Source organism: Streptomyces sp. NPDC043870, from assembly GCF_056435785.1.
This window is the reverse complement of the sequence record NZ_JBWKDT010000008.1, coordinates 53,220-72,192: the sequence shown is the minus strand read 5'-3', so window position 1 is coordinate 72,192 and position 18,973 is coordinate 53,220. Positions and strand designations below refer to the sequence as shown.

Sequence of the window (18,973 nt, the reverse complement as noted above, 5' to 3'; positions counted from 1 at the left end):
GCCATGGGGGGCCGCCCTCTCTGTTTTGTTCTCCTCCCCCCCCCCCCCCCCCCCCCCCCCCCCCCGCCCCTCCCCCCCCCCCTCCCCCCCCCGCGCTAGCAGCGTGCCTCGGGCCCGCCGTCGACCAGAGCGGACAGCAGCCCGCCGAGCACCTCGCGCTGGTCGCCGGTCAGTGGAGCCAGGATGTCCTCCGCGGCGGCCCGGCGCGCGCTGCGCAGCTCCCTGAGGGTGGCGCGGCCGCTCTCGGTGAGCTCGATGCGTACCACCCGGCGGTTGGTCGGATCCGGTACGCGCCGGACCCGGCCGCCCGCCTCGAGTCCGTCGACCAGGGTGGTGACGGCACGCGGTACGACCTCCAGCCGGGCGGCGAGATCGGCCATCCGCGGAGCCCCGTCGAAGTGCGCGACGACACGCAGCAGCCGGGACTGTGCGGGGGTGATGCCGACCGGCTCCAGATGCCGCTTCTGGATGCGGTGCAGCCGCCGGGTGAGCCGCAGCAGCTGCTCGGCCAGCAGGCCGTCCGCGTCGGGGGCGGGGGTGGGGGTGGTCATGAAGGAACAATATCAGGACCAGGCTCATTGTGAGTATAGGTAACAGTGAGCTAAGATCCTCAAACCGGTTCGCCGTCCCGCGCCCGCAGGAGCAGGATCGGTGAGCAAGCCGGTCAGAAGATCGATCAGAGAAGCAGACGCAGAAGCAGACGCGACGCAGAAGCAGACACACAAGCAGACACAGAAGGAGCCCATGCGCCCTCATGACGGTCCGTCCTGGACACCCCCCGACCGCCCGCTCGATCCCTCGCGACCGGAGCAGCCCGCACAGGTGCGGCGCATCCTCCGGCTGTTCCGCCCGTACCGGGGCCGGCTCGCCCTCGTCGGGCTGCTCGTCGGCGCCTCGTCACTCGTCTCCGTAGCCTCGCCGTTCCTGCTCCGCGAGATCCTCGACACCGCGATCCCGCAGGGCCGCACGGGCCTGCTGTCGCTCCTGGCCCTCGGCATGATCCTCACCGCCGTGATGACGAGCGTCTTCGGCGTGCTGCAGACCCTGGTCTCGACCACCGTCGGCCAGCGTGTCATGCACGACCTGCGGACCGGCGTCTACGCCCAGCTGCAGCGGATGCCGCTCGCCTTCTTCACCAGGACCCGCACCGGCGAGGTCCAGTCGCGTATCGCCAACGACATCGGCGGCATGCAGGCGACCGTGACCTCCACCGCGACGTCCCTGGTCTCCAATCTGACAGCCGTCGTCGCCACGATCGTCGCGATGCTCGCGCTGGACTGGCGGCTCACCGCCGTGTCCCTGCTCCTGCTGCCGGTCTTCGTCTGGATCAGCCGCAGGGTCGGCAGGGAGCGCAAGACGATCACGACGCAGCGGCAGAAGCAGATGGCCGCCATGGCCGCGACGGTCACCGAATCGCTGTCGGTCAGCGGCATTCTCCTCGGCCGCACGATGGGCCGCGCCGACTCGCTCACCCGGTCCTTCGCCGACGAGTCCGAGCGCCTGGTCGATCTGGAGGTCCGCTCCAGCATGGCCGGGCGGTGGCGGATGGCCACGATCGGCATCGTCATGGCCGCCATGCCCGCGCTCCTCTACTGGGCCGCGGGACTCACCCTGCAGACCGGCGGGGCCACGATCTCGATCGGTACGCTCGTCGCCTTCGTCTCGCTCCAGCAGGGCCTCTTCCGCCCGGCCGTCAGCCTGCTCTCCACCGGTGTGCAGATACAGACCTCGCTCGCCCTCTTCCAGCGGATCTTCGAGTACCTGGACCTGCCGGTGGACATCACCGAACCGGAGAAGCCGGTGCGGCTGGAGAAGATCCGCGGCGAAGTGCGCTTCGAGGACGTCGGCTTCAGCTACGACGAGAGGAGCGGGCGGACGCTCGACGGCATCGACGTCACCGTGCCGGCCGGCAACAGCCTGGCCGTCGTCGGACCCACCGGATCCGGCAAGTCCACGCTCAGCTATCTCGTCCCCCGGCTCTACGACGTCACCGACGGGCGCGTCACCCTCGACGGGGTCGACGTCCGCGACCTCGACTTCGACACCCTCTCCCGGGCCGTGGGCGTCGTCTCCCAGGAGACGTACCTCTTCCACGCCTCCGTCGCCGAGAACCTGCGCTTCGCCAAGCCCGACGCCACCGAGGCGGAGATCGAGGCGGCGGCGCGTGCAGCGCAGATCCACGACCACATCGCGTCCCTGCCCGACGGCTACGACACCCTGGTCGGCGAGCGTGGATACCGCTTCTCGGGCGGCGAGAAGCAGCGCCTCGCCATCGCCCGCACGATCCTGCGCGATCCGCCGGTCCTCATTCTGGACGAGGCGACCAGCGCCCTCGACACTCGTACGGAGTATGCGGTGCAACAGGCGATCGATGCCCTGTCGGCGGGCCGCACCACCATCACGATCGCCCACCGGCTCTCCACCGTGCGGGACGCGGACCAGATCGTCGTCCTCGACAGGGGCCGCATAGCCGAGCGCGGTTCGCACGAGGAACTGCTCGACCAGGACGGCCGGTACGCGGCCCTGGTGCGAAGGGACGACGAGCTGGCACCGGCCGCGTCCTGAGCGCCGGAGTCGCATGCGTCGCTCCCTCGGCGGGAGCGGCGGCGCGCATTCCGGTGTGCGCGGCGGCTCCGGGTTAGCGTGCCCATATGAGGAACGAGTTCCCGAAGGCCAGACGCAGGCGCAGGCCACGCCTGACGCGCCGTGGCCGACTGGTACTGGTCGTGGGTGTGGTCGGCCTGGTGGTAGCGGCCGCGGCCGTACTGCTTCCGCTGCTCCAGAAGGAGCCCCGGCCCCCCAAGCAGGCGACGCGACCGAAGACCTTGGTCATCCCCGAGGGCTGGCGGTCCTCGCAGGTCTACGCCGCGGTCGACAAGGCGCTCGGCGTCCCTGCCGGCACCACCCGGAAGGCGGCGGTCGGCGCCGGCGCACGGCTGAGGCTGCCCGCCGACGCCCGGGGCAACCCGGAGGGCTATCTCTTCCCGGCCACCTATCCGGTCGATGCGAAGACGACCCCGGCGAGCCTGCTCAGCTTCATGGTCAACACGGCGGGCCATCGCTTCGGCACGTCGCCCCTCAGTACCTCGGCACAGCGCAACCGTATGACGCCCTACCAGGCCGTGACCGTCGCCAGCATCGTGCAGGCAGAGGCGGACACCCTCGCGGACATGGGGAAGGTGGCCCGCGTCGTCCACAACCGTCTCGCGCAGGACATGCCGCTGCAGATGGACTCGACCCTCAACTTCGCGCTGAATCGCTCCACCCTGGACACCAGCAGCCGGGACACGCGGATCGACAGCCCGTTCAACACCTATCGGCGCAAGGGCCTGCCGCCCACCCCGATCGGGAACCCGGGCGAGGCGGCCATGAAGGCGGCGGTCAGCCCGACGCCGGGGGACTGGCTGTACTTCGTCACCGTCGCACCCGGCGATACACGCTTCACCGCCGACTACGAGGAACAGCGCAAGAACGTCGCGGAATTCAACGCGCACCGCAAGACCGCGGCGGCGTCCGCGTCCGCGTCGGGCTGACCGGGCGCGAGCCCCGGCGCCCCGGCACCCCCGGGCACGGCTCAGACCGGCTCGCTCACCAGGGCCTGACCGGTCCGCGGACCTGCCTGTGCCGACGGACCCGCCTGTGCCGACGGCCCTCCCTGTGCCGGCGGACCGGCTTGCGCAGGCACGGCGGCCGTGTCGGGTTCGCGGGCCGGCTCCGGGACAGCCGCACGAAGCCGCTGCCCGGGCCCACCGGGCCGCTGCTCGGGCGTCCCAGGCCGCTGCTCGGACCCGGGAGCCGGTGGCCGGGTGCGGTCCAGCAGGCGCCTGATCTCGCGGACCGCGGCCCGGCCCGCCCGGTTGGCGCCGATCGTCGAGGCCGACGGGCCGTAGCCGACCAGGTGGATGCGCTCGTCCCGTACCGCTCGCGTGCCCTCCACCGCGATACCCCCGCCCGGCTCGCGCAGCTTCAGCGGCGCCAGGTGGTCGATCGCGGCCCGGAAGCCCGTGGCCCAGAGGATGACGTCCGCGTCAACCGTGCGGCCGTCGTCCCAGGCCACCCCGGTCGGCGTGATCCGGTCGAACATCGGCAGCCGGTCCAGTACGCCTTCCGCCCGTGCGCGGCGTATCGCGTCGTTGAGCGGCAGGCCGGTCACCGACACCACGCTCAGCGGTGGCAGGCCGCGCCGTACGCGCTCCTCCACCATGGCCACGGCCTCACGGCCCTGCACCTCGCCGAAAGGTCCGTCGCGAAAGACCGGCGGCCTGCGCGTCACCCACGTGGTCCCCGCCGCCACCTCCGCGATCTCCAGCAGATGCTGGGTCCCCGAGGCCCCGCCGCCCACCACGATCACCCGCCGGCCCGCGAACGCCCCTGGCCCCGGATAGTCCGCCGTGTGCAGCTGGCGCCCGAGGAACGTCTCCTGTCCCGGGTAGCGGGGCCAGAACGGCCGGTCCCAGGTGCCGGTGGCGTTGATCAGCGCGCGTGTGGCGTACACACGCCCCGTACCCCCCGTACTCCCCAGACCCTCCGTATCCTCTGACGTCTCGACCAGCAGCCGGCCGCCCTCGCCCTCGCGCACCGCGCGCACATGGACCGGCCGGTGGACGCGCAGGCCGAAGGCGTCCTCGTACGACGTGAAGTACTCACCGATGACCTCGGAGGACGGACGGCTGTCATCGGCTCCGGTCAGCTCCATGCCGGGCAGCGCGTGCATGCCGTGGACCTTGCCGTACGTCAGCGACGGCCAGCGGAACTGCCAGGCACCGCCGGGTCGTGGGGCGTGATCGAGGACCACGAAGTCGACGTCCGGGCGCAGCCCCGCACGCCGCAGATGGTAGGCGCCGGACAGCCCTGCCTGTCCGGCGCCGATCACGACCACGTCCACGTCTCGCACCCCGAAGTTGTTCACGCTTCTACTAACCCTCGGGGTGTCGTGGATCTTCCCGCAGCGTTCGATCGCGTGCTCAGAGGAAGTTGACGCCCTGCGCGAGCGGCAGATCGTCCGAGTAGTTCACCGTGTTCGTCGCCCGGCGCATGTACGCGCGCCACGCGTCCGAGCCCGACTCCCGTCCGCCGCCCGTCTCCTTCTCGCCGCCGAACGCGCCGCCGATCTCGGCGCCCGAGGTGCCGATGTTCACATTGGCGATCCCGCAGTCGGAACCGTCCGCGGCCAGGAACCGCTCCGCCTCTCGCTGGCTCTGCGTGAAGATCGACGAGGACAGCCCCTGCGGGACGCCGTTGTGCAGCTCGATCGCCTCGTCCAGCGTCCGGAAGGTCATGACGTACAGGATCGGCGCGAAGGTCTCCGACGTCACGATCGCCGTCTGCGCCGGCATCCGCACCACCGCGGGACGGACATAGGCGGCCTCCGGCGCCGTCTCACCGAGCCGCCGGTCGCCGCCCGTCAGCACCTTTCCGCCGTCCGACTGCGCCGCCTCCAGTGCCTTGGCCATCGCGTCGTGCGCCGCCGTCGAGATCAGCGGACCCACCAGCGTGCCGGCGTCGAAAGGGTCACCGATCGGAAGCTGACCGTACGCGTGGACGATCTTCTCCATGAGCTCGTCGGCGATGTCCTCGTGGACGATGAGCCGGCGCAGGGTGGTGCACCGCTGTCCGGCGGTCCCGGCCGCCGAGAAGACGATTCCGCGTACCGCCAGATCGAGGTCGGCGGACGGGGTGACCACGGCCGCGTTGTTCCCGCCCAGCTCCAGCAGGCAGCGGCCGAAGCGCGCGGCCACCCGCGGTGCCACCTCCCGGCCCATCCGGACCGACCCGGTGGCGCTGACGAGCGCCACCCGAGCGTCGTCGACCAGCCACTCACCGCACTCCCGGTCGCCCAGCAGCAGGTGATGGACGCCGTCGGGCGCGCCGGCGTCGGAGGCCGCCCGGCGCAGCAGTGCGTCGCAGGCCAGTGCGGTGAGCGGGGTCAGCTCCGAGGGCTTCCAGACCACGGTGTCACCGCAGACCAGAGCGATCGCCGTGTTCCACGACCACACCGCCACCGGGAAGTTGAAGGCGGAGATCACCCCGACCACGCCCAGCGGATGCCAGCTCTCGGACAGGCGGTGGCCGGGGCGCTCCGACGCCATCGTGCGGCCGTACAGCTGCCGGGAGAGACCGACCGCGAAGTCACAGATGTCGATCATTTCCTGTACTTCGCCGAGCGCCTCGGAGTGGATCTTCCCGGCCTCGATCGTGACGAGCTCCGCCAGATCCTCCTTGTGCTCGGTGAGCAGCTCACCGAGCCGCTTGACCAGCGCGCCCCGGCGCGGCGCCGGGACCGTGCGCCATTCCAGGAACGCGCTGTGCGCCGCGTCGATCGCCGCGCCGGCCCCCTCGGCCGTGGTGGCGGGCAGCGTGAAGAGCGTCCCGCCCGTAAGCGGCGTACGGGCGACGACTCCCTGGCCTGTGGTCGGCTGCGCGACGCCACAGCGGCGCAGGGCTTGCGCGGCCCGCGTCCGCAGCGCGTCCGTGTCGGGAAGTGCGGTGGTGGACATGCGTGGCTCTCCTCGGTTCGTTCCGCTCATGCCTTCAGGGCGCCGCGGGCGCGGCCCAGCGAGTCGTCCTGCTGTGCGGCGTACAGGTCGAAGGGGTCGTGCACGGTGCGTCCGATCGCCTCGGACATCCACTGCTGGTCGTAATGGGTTCCCTCCTGGGCCGTGTCACGGGCGCCCGGGTCGGTGAGATTCGACTGGAAGATGCCGGCCGCCGAACGCGGCAGGAAGTCCTCGTAGACGATGGGGCGAGCCGTCACCCAGCCTCCGTCGAGCAGGCCGGGGAGACCGTCCGGTGGGCGCCGGCCGTCGCGCGGCCGGTCGCGCACGGCCTCGTACGTGAAGAACCCCAGCCCGTCCGAGGCCAGTTGGCGCTCGGTGTGCGGGAAGTGCGCGGCCCACTCCTCGACCGGGCCGTCGACGAGCCGGTCGTACAACGCGCGGCCCTCGCGGCTGAGCGCGATGCCCCGGGCCTCGACCTCGCCGAACCGCACGCGCAGCGAGCCTGTGGTGGTGGTGCCGTCGGCCTCCCGGAAGGTGCGGGGCTCCGCCAGCGCCCGGAACGACGTCTGACGCAGCAGAACGTCCGGGCCGTCCCAGCGCGGCGGCCCCTGGATCCGGTCGATCATCGTGATCCCCCGGTCCTCCATCCGCCGGTAGAGATCGTCGATGTCCAGCACCCGCGGAGTGAGGTGGTTGATGTGGGTGCTGGTCACCCCGCCGATGTCGGCGGCGACCGCGGACACCTTCTCCAGCTCCGCGTACCAGGCCCGGTCCACCGGCTCCGGGGAAAGCTCGAACGCGGCGACCGCGAGCGACAGGAACCGCTCGGCCCGGTCCCCGGGGAGGCCCTCCTCCCGCTCGGCGCGCTCTGCCAGCTCCAGCAGCTCGGGAGGGAAGAGCGCCCGGCGCCCGAGGAACGCCTCCAGGCGCTTCTCCAGATCCGCGTCGAAGAAGCGGCGGTCCGCCGGGGTCAGCATCGACGTGAACACCCGGAACGGATTGCGGTCCAGCTCCGCGGGCAGGACCGGGCGGAACGCCGTCGACACCACCGGTACGGCGCTGGCCGCGGCGTCCCGCAGATCGTAGAAGCCGACCGGCTCCATGCCGAGAGCGGCGAAGATCTGCGCCGCCTGCCGGAGTTCGCCCGGGGTGCCGACGCGAATGGCCCCGTGCCGCTCCGCGGTGACCCGCTCGATGCTGCCGAGCCGCTCCGCGCTCTCGCCGGCCGCCCGCATCACCGTGTCGTTCACCTGTCCGGCCACCTCGACCAGCGTGGTGTAGGCGGGGACCTCGGTCCCGTACATCGTGGAGAGCCGCCGGGCGAACGCGGCGCGCAGCTGCCAGGCGGGGACGGTGGAAACCATGCGGACCTCCTGAGCCGGTCGGGGCGGTCAGATGATGTGGGCCTCGGGGCGGGCGGCACGGGCTCCCTCGAAGCGGGTCGCCGCCAGCGGACCCACGTCGAGGAACGGCTCCCGGCCCAGCCACAGATCGCGCACGATCTCGCCGACCGCGGGCGCCTGGAGGAAGCCGTGCCCCGAGAAGCCCGTGGCGTACAGGAACCGGGAGACTCCGGGTGCCTCGCCGATGAGCGCGTTGCGGTCCGGGGTCATCTCGTACAGCCCCGCCCAGCCGCCTGCCGGCTTCAGATCCGCGAGCGCGGGGGCGCGACGGGCGGCGGCCTCGCGGAACGGCTCCAGCCACTCCTCGGTGAACTCCCGCCCGAAGCCGGGCGCTTGGCGAGTGTCGGACAGGCCGAGGACCAGGCCGCCCGCGTCGTCGTTGTGGAAGTACAGCGTCGAGTCGAAGTCGAGCGTGAAGGGGATGCGGGGCGGATGTGGGGTGAGCGGGCCGGTGAGGGCGATCTGGCGGCGCAGTGGGGTGACCGGCAGCCGCACCCCGGCCATGTCCCCGACCGCGGCCGACCAGGCGCCGGCCGCGCAGATCACGGTCCCGGTGCGGACCGTGCCGGACGTGGTGTGCACGGCACGCAGCGTGTCGCCGTCGCGCTCGATGCCGGTGACGGTGCAGTGCGTGCGTACGGTCGCGCCGAGGTCGCGGGCCGCCCGGAGATAGCCGAGGACAGCGGCCCTGGGCAGGGCGTAGCCGTCGTCGGGGGAGTAGGCGGCGGCCACGATCCCGGACGGATCGATGTACGGGCAGAGCTCATGGGCCTCGCCGGGACTGATGACGCGGCTCCGGACGCCCAGCTCCCGCTGGACGGCCGCGGCCTCGCGGAACGCAGCGGCTTCCTCGTCGCGCCCCAGCAGGAAGAGATATCCGACGCTCTGAAGACCCACGTCGGCGCCGGGGCGCTCCGTGAATTCCCGCCAGGCCCGCAGACTGCGCTGCCCGAGGCGGATGTTGAGCGGATCGGAGAACTGGGCGCGTACGCCGCCGATCGGTTTGCCGGACGAGCCGGATGCGGGTGTGTCGCGTTCCAGGACGAGCACGTCGCGGATCCCGGCCTCGGCGAGATGGAAGGCGATGCTCGCTCCGATGACCCCGCCACCGATGATCACGACGTCGGCGGTTGGGGGCGGCGGCGGGGACGGGAGAGGGGGCGTACGAGCAGTGTCGTGAGCCATGAGGCCATGGTGGCCGCGGTGGGCTCCTCGCGTCCATGGGACAGGGACCCGGTAGGCCTCTTCGGCCCTACCCGCCCGTGGCGGGCGGCCGGGGCCACCGCCCGCCCGCCACCAGCAGCGGGGCGCAGCCCGGGGCCGAGGCCGGGCGGCCGTTCGCCGCCGGGACGCGCAGCAGTGGGCGCGGCGGGCCGGCATCCGCTGCCGGTCGGCCGAACGCTTCGGCCGAACCGCTTCGGCCGAGCGCCTGCTGCGCCGCGGCTACGGTCTCCCCGCCCGGATCGGCCGGCGGCCGGCCGTCCGTCGTCCACGCCTCGCGCGCCGAGTCGCGGGAGGTCGTGTGCGGCTCGATGCCGAAGCGGACGCTCCGGCCGCGCTCCTCGGCCGGCCCGCGGAGCGGTGCGTCCGGCACGGACGTGCGGCGGTGGCTGCGGCGTCGCGGGGGCTACGGCAGGTCTGCTGCGGACCTGCGGGTGGGATGCGCATCTGGCTCGCTTCCCCGCGCTGAGACTGAGAAGGCGTCACCAGCCGCGGCACCACGCGGCGGAGGCCACCCGCAGCAGGTCGAGGTGACCGCGCGTGGTGAGCAAGTCTGTACGCCCCATGGTGCAGAACCGAGCGACCGGTTCAGTGACGGGTCAACGGTGTCTCACCGGACGGCCGCGCGATCTTGCAAGGTGAGCGAGAGGATGAAGGTATGCCAGAAGCCTTCACCACCCGAGTCCTGAATGTGGCCACCGGCACGGTCGAAGCCGTGACCGATCTGACCCGCGAGTGCGAGAAGTTCCTCGACGAGGCCGCCACGGGCCGCGACGGCCTGCTCAATGTCTTCGTGCCGCACGCGACTGCCGGAATCGCCCTGATCGAGACCGGTGCCGGCAGCGACCACGATCTGCTGTCCGCACTGCATGTCCTGCTCCCCGCCGACGACCGCTATCAGCACCGGCACGGCAGCGCGGGCCACGGCCGCGACCACGTCCTGCCGGCACTCGTACCGCCGCACGCCACGCTGCCCGTCGTCGGCGGCCGGCTGCAGCTCGGCACCTGGCAGTCCGTCTGTCTGGTGGACACCAACAAGGACAATCGTGAGCGAAAGGTGCGTCTGTCCTTTCTTGCCGGCTCCTGATCCGGACTCATCACCTGTCGGACGTGGTTGCCGTGGTTCTGCTTCCCCGTCGGCTCACTGAACAGAGCGTCCGTTGGGCGGAACATCGATCGACGCGCCGGAATCCGCGACGACAACCCCGGCGCCGTGGCCCACGAGGAGGAGCGGCCTGATTACGGGGAGTCCCCGGACCCCGTGCCCTGGGGCGGAAACCGGACTACACCTTGTACTGAAGGGCACCTGCCAGTACCTCCGCGGCGGCCACCCCGGACGCGGCGGTGGCGCCGTGTGTGAAGATCTGAGCCGCTCCGGGGACAGCGGCGCCCGGCAGGCCCATCTCCACGACGATCGCGTCGGGACGTGCCGCGACGAGGTCGGCGAGGGCGTGCGCCATCCACGTGTGCCGGGAGGCGTCGCGGACGACCACGACCAGGGGCCGCCCCGCGGCGGGCGCCAGTGCGTGCGTCTCCAGGGCGGTGGTCGGTGGCCGCAGCTCCTCGCGGCGCACCCGGGCAGAGGTTGTTCCGGGCAGCCGTTCGCCCAGCGGGGTGGCCACACCCCAGGGGGTCTCCTTGCCGATGGCCAGGTTGGTGGTGGGCACGAGCTCCACGACGTGCGGTGCGTTGACCAGGGGCAGGAGGTGCTGTACGGCTCCCTGCAGGCGGATGGCCCGGCGGGCGGCCGCAAAGCCGATGCCGCCGGTGTCCCAGTCGGCGGCATGGGCCGGGCGCAGGCCGGTCGACCAGGCCGCGAACTCCCGGATCCGGCGGCCCGCTTCCTCGAGCCGTTCCTCAGGAAGCTCCCACGATACGACGGCGTCCGCGAGGGCGTCCACGAGCTGCCGGGCGGTGGCCGCCTCCGCGTTCTCGCCACCGACGCAGACGGCGTCGGCGCCGGCGGCGACGGCTCTGACCGTGGCCCCGCCGATCCCGTAGCGGTCGGCCACGGCGCCCATCTCGATGGCGTCGGTGACGATGATGCCGTCGAAGCCGAGCTCCTGACGGAGCAGTTCGTCCAGGACGCGTCGGCTCAGGGTGGCGGGCAGATCGGGGTCGTAGGCGGGGACCAGCAGGTGGCCGCTCATCACCGCACGGACGCCCGCGTCGAGGGCGGCCCGGAACGGTGGCAGGGCCTCGGCGGCGATCTGCGCGCGGTCGGCGCCGTAGACGGGCAGGCCGTGGTGGGAGTCGACGGCCACGTCGCCGTGGCCGGGGAAGTGCTTGGCGCAGGCGGCGACACCGCCCGACTGGAGGCCCCGGATCCAGGCGCCGGTGTGCCGCGACACCACCTTGGCGTCGATGCCGAAGGACCTGACCCCGATGATCGGGTTGTCCGGGTTGGAGTTGACGTCCGCGCTGGGCGCGTAGTCGAGGCTCACCCCGGCGGCGTGCAGCTGGCGGCCCAGGTCGGCGGCGACGGCCTCGGTCAGCTCGGTGTCGTCGACCGTTCCGAGGGCGAAGCTGCCCGGCCGGGTGGAGCCGGTCGCGGACTCGATCCGGGTGACGTCCCCGGCCTCTTCGTCGATCGCGATGATCAACTCGGGGTTCTCCGCGCGTAGTCGGCCGGTCAGCCGGGCGACCTGTTCGGGCGTGACGATGTTGCGGGAGAAGAGCACCACCGATGCCAGCCCGTCGGCGATCTCGCGCAGCACCCAGTCGGGCGCCTTGGTGCCCACGAACCCCGGCTGCAGGACGCGGCGTGCCAGTCGCCGCAACTCCTCGCTGTGCTTGCTGGAGACCATTGCATGCGCCCTTCCGTTGGTACAGACCAATGCGTTTCCGCTCAGGCTAGCCGCTCGTGTCAAGTGGGTTCGAATCGCGCCGACTTGGCGAAAACGCGCCCTCAACTGCGATGTTTGACAGGTCGAGTTGGTCTAGTCCAACTTAGTGATGCGCGAGTTCGAAGAGGGGCTGGTGTGGCCCGTGGTGCAGTGGCCCTGCCGGAACGGCCGCCGTCCCTCACTCCGCGCAGTTGGTGGCCCGGCTGGGGTCGCCGGTACTTGAGATCGAGGTGTGGAGCACCGTATGCCCACGACTGACCGTTATCTCCATCGAGCCCCTTCGAACATCCCCTACTTCAGCTCGGACGGCGAGGCCTATCTCGCCCAGACACCCCTGCGGGACCTGAAGAAGATCCGCCCGCTGCGCGTCCTCTCCGAGGAGGACTTCGCCTCATGGCAGACCTACGGCTACGTCGTGGTGAAGCAGGCGATCCCCACCACCCTGGCCCGGCAACTGCTCGACTTCGCCTGGGAGTTCCAGGGACTCGACCCCGAGCGGCCGGAGACCTGGTACGAGGACCGCGAGTACCGCTCCGACCTGGACCGGGAACTGCACATCTACGGCTTCGTCGAGGCCTATCACCACCAGCTCCTCTGGGACAGTCGCCAGACGCGGCGGGTCTACGACGCGTTCGTCGACGTCTGGGACTGCGAAGAACTGTGGGTGACGCTCGACCGGCTCAATCTGAACCCGCCCAACATCAAGAACCGTGACCGGGCCCTCATCCCGCGCACGGAGCAGGGCTTCGACATCGAACTCCACTGGGACGTCGACACCACACTCGGCGTACTGCCGCAGCGGGTCCAGGGGATCATCGCCCTGAACGACACCGGGCCGGAACTCGGCGGCTTCCAGTGCTGCCCCGAGCTGTTCCGGCAGTTCGACCGGTGGAAGGCACTCCAGCCGGAGGACCGCGACCCGATCCGGCCCAGGATCGACCGCGCGGAGTTCCCCGTGGTGCGACCGGAACTCGAGGCCGGTGACCTGCTGATCTTCAACGGCCTGCTCGCACACGGCGTGGCACCGAACACCTCCGACGGCGAAGTGCGCGCGGTCCAGTACCTGTCGATGATGCCGGCGCTGGAGTCCCACCGGACCATGCGACGCTCCCGGGCCGAGTCATGGCGCACGATCAGCACGCCGGACTGGAATGCGACGCTGCTCGGCGACGCCACGCGACACGAGTCCCTGAGGTACGGGAGGGCCACGCTCGACGAACTCGGCGCCAAGCTGCTGGGCCTCACGACCTGGAGCGGAGCAGACCTCGACGAGACGGAAGAGCCGGCCGGAGAAGAGACATGCGCCGAATCTGTCTGACCCTGCCGACCAACAGGCCCTGCACGGCGACCATCGCGGCCGTGGCCGAGGAAGCGGCCTACGCCGCCGAGCACTTCGACACCGAGGTGCACCTCCTGATCCTGGACTCCTGCGCCGCGCCCGCGTACACCGAGCACGCCGAGGCCCTGCGCCGCATACCCGGTGATCCACGGATCGTCGTACACCATCTCGACGAGGCGCGGCAGTGGGACTTCCTGCGGCGGGTGATCGACCGGGCCCAAGCGGTGAAGCCCGACCTCCTGCTGGATCTGATGCTCCCGGCCGGCGTGTCCTACGGCGCCTGCACCAACCGCGCCTTCCTCGTCGCCGCCGCGCTCGGCTGCGAGTCCGTCCACCGCAGGGACTCCGACAGCCGGTACCAGGTCGTGGACGGCCGGACCGTCTTTCCCGTCCACCACGAGCTGATGTTGCTCGGCAGGCGCGCGGCCGACGTCGCGCGCCACGTCACCGAGATCGCACTGGCAGCGGAGCACATGGACCGAAAGGTCGCGATGGTCGGCAGCTCCTTCGTCGGCGAACTGTCCGTGGACATCGGCGAGATACTCCGCATCGACCCCGACGTCTACCACGACATGGTCGGTCTGTGGGCACCCGTCCACTGGTCCGGCGAGCAGCGGAGGCAACTCGTCGACCAGTCCTTCCGGGGCGCGGGCACGGACGCCTTCACCGGGGACCACTCCATGCTGACCGTGGTCGACCCGATGCGCGTGGACATGTGCAACATCGCCTTCCACGACGTGCACGAACATGTGCCCCTGCCGCCCGCGACCGACACCATCGGCAGCGACTACTTCCTGATCCACCTGGTCCACGACGCCGCACTGCCGGGCGTCCTGCACAACCGGAACATCGTCAACTTCTACACCGGCGAACGCCGCACCGACTCCGGCTTCATGGCGTACCAGCTGCGCTTCGTCAAGTTCCTGCTGTCGATGCTCTACTTCAACTTCGTCTACGACCACATGGGCCGGACCGGCGCGTCGTTGCTCGACGAACGGGGGCAGGTGCGCGCGTCGGCCGTAGCCCTGCTGGCGAGGGAGAGCGCAGGGCTCGACCGGAGTGAGAACGTCCACCGGCTGGACGTCCTCGACGCCGCGTACCGCAAACTGGGCGGCAGATATGCGGAGTTCGCCGGCTTCCTGCGGCAGCGCCGCGCACGCCTCCTCGACGAAGCGCGCAGCGACATCGAGGACTTCGCTCTGCTGGTGGAGGCATGGGAGCCGCTGGTGCGGGCGGCCGCACTCACCTCCGTGGTCCCGACGCCCGGGCAGCAAGGGTGAGAGCGGCCATGGCGCACGAGTCCGCACCACTGCTCGCCGCCCTGGCGGGCGCGACCGAGGACCGGATCGTCTTCGACCTGACCGGAATCGAAGACCGCTACGACACACTGCGGCGTGAACTGCCCGGCGTCGCCGTCCGGTTCGCCATGAAGGCCTGCCCGGTGGACGAGGTGCTCGCCCGTCTGGCCGGGAAGGGTGCCGGAGTCGACGCGGCAAGCCCCCGCGAACTGGAGCAGGCGCTGCGCGCGGGCGTGCCGGTCGGCAACATGCACTACGGCAACACCGTCAAGTCGGACCGGGACATCGCCGACGCCCACCGCCTCGGCGTCAGGGACTTCGCGACCGACAGCGTCGAGGACCTGGCGGCCATTGCGGCCCACGCCCCGGGAGCCCGCGTCTTCTGCAGGCTGGCGACCAGCGGCGAAGGGGCGCTGTGGGGCCTCAGCGACAAGTTCGGCTGCACGCCCACCGAGGCGGTGCGCATCCTTCGGGCGGCGCCGGACAAGGGCCTGACACCCTCCGGTCTGTCCGTGCACGTCGGCTCCCAGCAGATGACGGCGGACGCCTGGCACAGCGCCGTCGAGTGCCTGGCGGACGTCCTGACCGCCCTGGGCCGGCGCGGGATACGGCTGGACCACGTCAACCTCGGCGGCGGTCTGCCGGCCCTCGGATACCTCGACCGGTACGGCACACCACTGGAGCCTCCGCTGGACAAGATCCTCGCCGTCATCCGCGAGGGAATGCGCCATCTCAGGAAAGTCCACGGCGAGCATCTCGCGTTCGTCATGGAGCCGGGGCGCCACCTCGTCGCCGACCACGGCGCCATCCGGGCCCACGTCGCCCGGCTGGCCGAGCGACGTCGCCCCGACGGCGAGCGCCAGTACTGGCTCTACCTGAGCTGCGGCAAGTTCAACGGCCTCTACGAGATGGACGCGCTGCAGTACCCGCTCGTCTTCCCCACGCACCCTGATGCCGAGTACGTCCCCGCCGTGGTCGCGGGTCCCACCTGCGACAGCGACGACGCCTACACCCAGGGCCACGGCCTCGTGCACGTCCCCCGGAATCTGGCATCCGGCGATCCCGTCTGGGTGCTCGCCAGCGGCGCCTACGCGGTCAGCTACACGACCCAGGGCTTCAACGGCTTCGCCCCGCTGCCGTACACCTGCACGGGCGGAGGACGCCCGTGAGCGGCGACGGCGTACACATACGCCACATCGACGACGCCGACTGGGACGCCATCGCGGCGATGGAATCCCGGACCTACGCGGAACTCGGCCTCTCGGAGGGGCGCGCGGCCCTGCGGTCCAGGGCGGACGCTTCGCCGGACACCAGTTTCGTCCTGGACGTCGGCGCCCGGCCGGCCGGGTACCTGCTGGCACTGCCGTGTCCGCCCTTCAGATTCCCGAGCCTCGAACGGGCGGAGGAACCCGCGGTGCCCTCGCGGGCCGGGGAGCCGGCGGTGCCCTCGCGTACTCCGCGCAATCTGCACCTGCACGACATCGTTGTCGCGGAGCGCCTGCGCGGCAGGGGACTGGGGCAGCGGCTCCTGAACCACCTGATCCTGACCGCCGGTTCGCGCGGGTTCGAGCGGATCTCGCTGATCGCCGTCGGCTGCAGCGAGCCTTTCTGGTCGGCGCGCGGGTTCAGCGCGTACCCGGGGATCTCCCCGGGCGGTTACGGCGCGAACGCCGTCTACATGTCCAAGGCGATGGCCGATTCGACGAAGTGAGTTGATGTGCGTGTTGCGTGTCCGTGATCCCTTTCACCGCGGCCAGTTGGCCATCGCCGCACTGTTCTGTTCCCTCGGCTTCCAGTACGCCACCTGGGCCTCGCGCATCCCCGCCATCAAGGCGGACCTCGGGCTGACCGAGGCCGAGGTGGGGGTGCTGCTGATGGCGGCCGGTATCGGCGCGGTGGCGTCGTTTCCCCTGGTGCCGGTGCTCGTGCAGCGGCTGGGCTCCGCACGGTTGGCGCTGCTGTCGGCGCTCTGTCTGACCCTGCTGCTTCCGGCACTCGCCGCGGCGCCGGACTATCCGGTCGCCCTGTTGGTCATGGTGGCCGACGGGGTGTGCGTGGGGTGTCTGAACGTGGCCATGAACGCACAGGGAACGGCACTGGAGACCCGGCACGAACGCAACGCCATGGCCCGGCTGCACGCGACGTTCAGCGCCGGCTCCCTGATCGCGGCGCTGCTCGCCTCCGGTGTGACCGCGGTGGCGTCCTCCGTCGCGGCACATTTCGGCGTGGCTGCCGTGGTCCTCGTCCTGCTGGTCGCTCTGGCGCGCCCCGGTCTCCTCGAAGGCGAGGCTCCCGCGGAGGAGAGGCAGAGCAAGAGCCGCACCGGATGGAGCCTTCCGTCCCGGATGACGCTCTGGATGTGCTGTGCCATGGTGTTCGGCACGGTGACCGAGGGCGCCATGAACGACTGGTCCGCCCTCTACATGAGGGAAGTCGCCAATGCCTCCGCGGAGTTGGCGCCCATGGGCATCGCCGTGGTGTCCGGCATGATGGTGGTGGCCCGGCTCTTCGCCGACGGCTGGCGCAGCCGCTGGGGCGACGGGCGCGTCGTCCTGCTGGGCAGTGCACTGGCCGCCGCCGGGTTGGCCTTCGCCCTGGTGAGCGGGGGAGCGGCGGCGGCCCTCATCGGGTTCGCCTGCGTCGGACTGGGCTGCGCGGCCGTGACCCCTTGCGTCTATGTGGCCGCGGCGAAACAGGGCTCGCAGGCGCTGGCACTGGTCGCCGCGATGGGCACGACGGGTCTGCTGGCCGGGCCACCCCTCATCGGTTTCGTGGCGAGTTCGAGCAGCCTGGTGTGGGGCCTGGCAGTGGTCGCGGCAGCGGCGGTCGTGGTCTCCCTGTGCAGTACACAGATCCGCTGGACGCCGGTGAGCGGCTGAGCCATGCCTTGCCGCGCAGCGGGTCGAGGTCCGGCGAGCGCGGACTCAGAAGGACGGAGCCGACCGCTCGATCCAGTCGTACGCGGCCTGCGCCGTGAACTCCGGCTGCCCGCCGGGGAAGATCAGCCCTGCCGTGCGGAACGCCTCGTCGGTCGCGCTCTCGGGCACATAGGGGATGGCGATGCAGCGCATCCCGGCGGCGTGCGCTGCCGCCGCCCCGGGCGGTGCGTCCTCCATCACGACACAGTCGGCGGGGTCCGCGAGGAGCCGGCGCGCCGCCTCCAGGAAGACATCGGGCCTCGGTTTGCCGTGGGCGACCTCCTCGGCGGAGACGAGGGTGTCGATGAACGCATCGAGACCGGTACCCGCCAGCACCGCCTCGATGGCCGCGCGCGAGGAGCCGGAGGCCACCGCCATCGGTACGCCCACGGCGTGCAACAGTTCCACGAACGAACGCATCTGCGGGTACACCTCGGTCTTGGCGCGGGCCAGCTCCAGATAGTTCCGGTTCTTGCCGGCCAGCAGATCCTCGATCGGCGCGTCGAGCCCGTACTCCTCGCGCAGGCGCTCCAGCGTCTCGCGAGTGCCGATCCCGATGAAACGCGTGTGGTGCTCCCAGCTGAAGTCGGTGACGCCGTACCCGGCCAGGACCCGGCGCCCCGCCTCGTAGTAGTTGGGCTCGCTGTCGACGAGCGTCCCGTCGAGATCGAAGATGACGGCAGTCCGCGCAGTGCTCATGCACCCCAGCATGCCAACCGGCCGCGGGGAAGGCCGTCAGCGCGCCGTGCGTGTGGCTCTGCCGACCGACTCCACGAGCGGCAGCAGCCGGTGCGGCACACGCTCGCGCAGCGCCATCTCCGTGCGCGTACGGACCACACCCGGCAGGTTGATCAGGCGCTGGATCACGTCCTCCAGATGACCGTTGTCACGGGCCACCACCCGGGTCAGCAGATCCCCGCCGCCGGTGATCGAGAACGCCTCGATGATCTCCGGCACCGCCGCCAGGGCGTCGCCCACCTCGTCCAGACGACCCTGCGTGACCTCGATGTGGACGAACGCCAGCACCGGGTGGCCGAGGGCGGCCGGGGAGAGCACCGGTCCGGTACCGGTGATCACGCCGTCCCGCTCCAGCCGGTCGATCCTGGCCTGCAGCGTGCCGCGCGCGATCCCGAGGATGCGCGCGTACTCCCGCACGCTCGTGCGCGGCTGCTCGATCAGCAGCCGCAGGATTCGGGTGTCGAGCTCGTCCACGGCCATGGTCCGTTGGCCTCCTCCCGGCCCATGAAACGCACTCTCCACGATACCAATGGCCCACTCACCGGCCGGCCGGTTGAGCCACTGTCCGCCCGGATGCTTTCCTGTGCTCAGAGAGGGCGCTGCGCAGCGCCGGACGGCAACGGAGCCGGACCGGACCCGCGGCGCCTTTGCCATGTCTGCAGAGGTGTGTGAGCGAGGGGGCGGGACGACCGTCGTGAAGAAGTGCGTGATGA

At 71.2% G+C, this 18,973-nt stretch carries 16 protein-coding genes and 1 pseudogene; 8 read left to right on the top strand and 9 right to left on the bottom strand.

What is annotated here, in order from left to right; translation table 11 throughout:
* Positions 1 to 95: 95 nt before the first annotated feature.
* Positions 96 to 551 carry a MarR family winged helix-turn-helix transcriptional regulator gene (locus tag AC0699_RS13045; RefSeq protein WP_478659239.1) on the bottom strand — a complete coding sequence of 152 codons (456 nt, stop codon included), beginning with the start codon at positions 549 to 551 and terminating at the stop codon, positions 96 to 98.
* A 193-nt stretch (positions 552 to 744) separates the two neighbouring features.
* On the opposite strand from AC0699_RS13045, the gene AC0699_RS13040 reads away from it, so the two are divergent.
* On the top strand, positions 745 to 2,565 hold the full coding sequence (locus tag AC0699_RS13040; RefSeq protein WP_478659237.1) for an ABC transporter ATP-binding protein: 1,821 nt from the start codon (positions 745 to 747) through the stop codon (positions 2,563 to 2,565).
* Between the two features lie 86 nt (positions 2,566 to 2,651).
* Positions 2,652 to 3,533 (top strand): endolytic transglycosylase MltG, encoded by an 882-nt coding sequence (gene mltG / locus AC0699_RS13035; RefSeq protein WP_478659235.1) that lies wholly within the window; start codon positions 2,652 to 2,654, stop codon positions 3,531 to 3,533.
* 41 nt (positions 3,534 to 3,574) lie between these two features.
* On the opposite strand, the gene AC0699_RS13030 is transcribed toward mltG, so the two are convergent.
* From AC0699_RS13030 to AC0699_RS13010, 5 genes and pseudogenes are all read right to left on the bottom strand, one after another.
* The gene (locus tag AC0699_RS13030; RefSeq protein ID WP_478659554.1) at positions 3,575 to 4,894 is read right to left on the bottom strand and encodes an FAD-dependent oxidoreductase; all 1,320 of its coding nucleotides are present in this window, start codon (positions 4,892 to 4,894) and stop codon (positions 3,575 to 3,577) included.
* A 70-nt stretch (positions 4,895 to 4,964) separates the two neighbouring features.
* Positions 4,965 to 6,497 (bottom strand): L-piperidine-6-carboxylate dehydrogenase, encoded by a 1,533-nt coding sequence (gene amaB, locus AC0699_RS13025; protein ID WP_478659233.1) that lies wholly within the window; start codon positions 6,495 to 6,497, stop codon positions 4,965 to 4,967.
* A 26-nt stretch (positions 6,498 to 6,523) separates the two neighbouring features.
* On the bottom strand, positions 6,524 to 7,861 hold the full coding sequence (hglS, locus tag AC0699_RS13020) for a 2-oxoadipate dioxygenase/decarboxylase (protein WP_478659231.1): 1,338 nt from the start codon (positions 7,859 to 7,861) through the stop codon (positions 6,524 to 6,526).
* A gap of 27 nt (positions 7,862 to 7,888) precedes the next feature.
* Complete coding sequence (locus AC0699_RS13015) at positions 7,889 to 9,085, bottom strand: NAD(P)/FAD-dependent oxidoreductase (RefSeq protein ID WP_478659229.1); 1,197 nt, start codon at positions 9,083 to 9,085, stop codon at positions 7,889 to 7,891.
* Between the two features lie 67 nt (positions 9,086 to 9,152).
* A pseudogene (locus AC0699_RS13010) lies at positions 9,153 to 9,479 on the bottom strand (hypothetical protein); the annotation flags it as partial.
* 300 nt (positions 9,480 to 9,779) lie between these two features.
* Between AC0699_RS13010 and AC0699_RS13005 the strand changes: the two are divergent.
* A complete protein-coding gene (locus AC0699_RS13005) occupies positions 9,780 to 10,208 on the top strand; it encodes a secondary thiamine-phosphate synthase enzyme YjbQ (RefSeq protein ID WP_478659227.1) in 429 nt (142 codons plus the stop codon).
* Positions 10,209 to 10,404: 196 nt separating this feature from the next.
* Here AC0699_RS13005 and AC0699_RS13000 read toward each other — a convergent pair whose 3' ends face one another.
* Positions 10,405 to 11,928, bottom strand: coding sequence for a glycoside hydrolase family 3 protein (locus AC0699_RS13000; RefSeq protein WP_478659225.1), 1,524 nt, complete (start codon positions 11,926 to 11,928; stop codon positions 10,405 to 10,407).
* A 283-nt stretch (positions 11,929 to 12,211) separates the two neighbouring features.
* On the opposite strand from AC0699_RS13000, the gene AC0699_RS12995 reads away from it, so the two are divergent.
* From AC0699_RS12995 to AC0699_RS12975, 5 genes are read left to right on the top strand one after another with little or no spacing between them, the layout of a single operon-like run.
* The gene (locus AC0699_RS12995) at positions 12,212 to 13,285 is read left to right on the top strand and encodes a phytanoyl-CoA dioxygenase family protein (protein ID WP_478659223.1); all 1,074 of its coding nucleotides are present in this window, start codon (positions 12,212 to 12,214) and stop codon (positions 13,283 to 13,285) included.
* Positions 13,267 to 14,586, top strand: a complete 1,320-nt coding sequence (locus tag AC0699_RS12990; RefSeq protein WP_478659221.1) for a DUF6271 family protein — start codon at positions 13,267 to 13,269, stop codon at positions 14,584 to 14,586. The genes AC0699_RS12995 and AC0699_RS12990 overlap by 19 nt, the downstream gene beginning before the upstream one ends.
* A gap of 8 nt (positions 14,587 to 14,594) precedes the next feature.
* A complete protein-coding gene (locus tag AC0699_RS12985; RefSeq protein ID WP_478659219.1) occupies positions 14,595 to 15,773 on the top strand; it encodes a type III PLP-dependent enzyme in 1,179 nt (392 codons plus the stop codon).
* Between the two features lie 59 nt (positions 15,774 to 15,832).
* A complete protein-coding gene (locus AC0699_RS12980) occupies positions 15,833 to 16,315 on the top strand; it encodes a GNAT family N-acetyltransferase (RefSeq protein ID WP_478659553.1) in 483 nt (160 codons plus the stop codon).
* A 4-nt stretch (positions 16,316 to 16,319) separates the two neighbouring features.
* Positions 16,320 to 17,483 (top strand): MFS transporter, encoded by a 1,164-nt coding sequence (locus tag AC0699_RS12975; protein ID WP_478659217.1) that lies wholly within the window; start codon positions 16,320 to 16,322, stop codon positions 17,481 to 17,483.
* 45 nt (positions 17,484 to 17,528) lie between these two features.
* On the opposite strand, the gene AC0699_RS12970 is transcribed toward AC0699_RS12975, so the two are convergent.
* Both AC0699_RS12970 and AC0699_RS12965 read right to left on the bottom strand, forming a co-directional pair.
* Positions 17,529 to 18,221, bottom strand: coding sequence for an HAD family hydrolase (locus AC0699_RS12970; RefSeq protein WP_478659215.1), 693 nt, complete (start codon positions 18,219 to 18,221; stop codon positions 17,529 to 17,531).
* A 36-nt stretch (positions 18,222 to 18,257) separates the two neighbouring features.
* Positions 18,258 to 18,740 (bottom strand): Lrp/AsnC family transcriptional regulator, encoded by a 483-nt coding sequence (locus AC0699_RS12965; RefSeq protein WP_478659213.1) that lies wholly within the window; start codon positions 18,738 to 18,740, stop codon positions 18,258 to 18,260.
* Positions 18,741 to 18,973 lie beyond the last annotated feature (233 nt).

Coding starts and splice junctions, on each gene's coding strand:
- AC0699_RS13045 (WP_478659239.1), bottom strand. CDS start 551: ATGACCACCCCCACCCCCGCCCCCGACGCGGACGGCCTGCTGGCCGAG.
- AC0699_RS13040 (WP_478659237.1), top strand. CDS start 745: ATGCGCCCTCATGACGGTCCGTCCTGGACACCCCCCGACCGCCCGCTC.
- mltG (WP_478659235.1), top strand. CDS start 2,652: ATGAGGAACGAGTTCCCGAAGGCCAGACGCAGGCGCAGGCCACGCCTG.
- amaB (WP_478659233.1), bottom strand. CDS start 6,497: ATGTCCACCACCGCACTTCCCGACACGGACGCGCTGCGGACGCGGGCC.
- hglS (WP_478659231.1), bottom strand. CDS start 7,861: ATGGTTTCCACCGTCCCCGCCTGGCAGCTGCGCGCCGCGTTCGCCCGG.
- AC0699_RS13015 (WP_478659229.1), bottom strand. CDS start 9,085: ATGGCTCACGACACTGCTCGTACGCCCCCTCTCCCGTCCCCGCCGCCG.
- AC0699_RS13005 (WP_478659227.1), top strand. CDS start 9,780: ATGCCAGAAGCCTTCACCACCCGAGTCCTGAATGTGGCCACCGGCACG.
- AC0699_RS13000 (WP_478659225.1), bottom strand. CDS start 11,928: ATGGTCTCCAGCAAGCACAGCGAGGAGTTGCGGCGACTGGCACGCCGC.
- AC0699_RS12995 (WP_478659223.1), top strand. CDS start 12,212: ATGCCCACGACTGACCGTTATCTCCATCGAGCCCCTTCGAACATCCCC.
- AC0699_RS12990 (WP_478659221.1), top strand. CDS start 13,267: ATGCGCCGAATCTGTCTGACCCTGCCGACCAACAGGCCCTGCACGGCG.
- AC0699_RS12985 (WP_478659219.1), top strand. CDS start 14,595: ATGGCGCACGAGTCCGCACCACTGCTCGCCGCCCTGGCGGGCGCGACC.
- AC0699_RS12980 (WP_478659553.1), top strand. CDS start 15,833: ATGGAATCCCGGACCTACGCGGAACTCGGCCTCTCGGAGGGGCGCGCG.
- AC0699_RS12975 (WP_478659217.1), top strand. CDS start 16,320: ATGTGCGTGTTGCGTGTCCGTGATCCCTTTCACCGCGGCCAGTTGGCC.
- AC0699_RS12970 (WP_478659215.1), bottom strand. CDS start 18,221: ATGAGCACTGCGCGGACTGCCGTCATCTTCGATCTCGACGGGACGCTC.
- AC0699_RS12965 (WP_478659213.1), bottom strand. CDS start 18,740: ATGGCCGTGGACGAGCTCGACACCCGAATCCTGCGGCTGCTGATCGAG.